This is a genomic window from Rhodohalobacter sulfatireducens (assembly GCF_022012475.1).
Classification (GTDB): Bacteria; Bacteroidota; Rhodothermia; order Balneolales; family Balneolaceae; genus Rhodohalobacter; species Rhodohalobacter sulfatireducens.
Genome location: NZ_JAKLWS010000111.1, coordinates 1 through 654 on the forward strand (window position 1 = coordinate 1; position 654 = coordinate 654).

The 654-nt window shown below is 37.6% G+C and carries 2 protein-coding genes; both read left to right on the plus strand.

Going from position 1 to position 654, the window contains the following annotated elements; all coding sequences use genetic code 11:
* Positions 1-147: GIY-YIG nuclease family protein (locus tag L6773_RS21900; RefSeq protein ID WP_369431613.1), on the plus strand; the 147-nt coding region annotated here is incomplete at its 5' end.
* Between the two features lie 368 nt (positions 148-515).
* Positions 516-654: GIY-YIG nuclease family protein (locus L6773_RS21905; protein ID WP_369431614.1), on the plus strand; the 139-nt coding region annotated here is incomplete at its 3' end.

The following is a 654-nucleotide window of genomic DNA, read 5'->3' on the forward strand; positions in this document are numbered from 1 at the left end:
CACCAAAATGGATATGAAAGAACGACAAAACCCTATCGACCTTTTAAACTTATCTATTATGAGTCTTTTCCAGATCGGAAGAAGGCACGAAATCGGGAGAAGTATCTAAAATCGGCAGCGGGGAAAAGATTTCTAAAATCGATGTAAAGTTAAGTGTTGGTTCGACCCTGCCTGACTACATCTCGATTGATGATTATCAATGATTATGATGTAAGGTTAAGTTTGTGAGTGAGAACAAGTTGGGAACGGCAGGCAGGTCCAGTCCAGGGCACTTAAAGTTCGCAATTTAATTATTGCGGGCTTTTTCTTTTTTTAGGGTATGATTTATGTCTATGCCATTGAGAGTAAGGAGAGAAATTATATCTACATACATAGCTGCCCAAAACGTTTCTAAAGTTGGAAAGAATCTTTGTTTTTCGAATGTATGGTTAGATTTGGCGTAATTTTCAAAATTCAACCCCTGCTTGAACAAACAGACTCTACGTCTTCTGATTTCAAAAACGTTTTGGACAGATATGATCTACGTAGGTATGACGAATGATCTTGGTCGACGTTTTTTTGAACACCAAAATGGATATGAAAGAACGACAAAACCCTATCGACCTTTTAAACTTATCTATTATGAGTCTTTTCCAGATCGGAAGAAGGCACGAA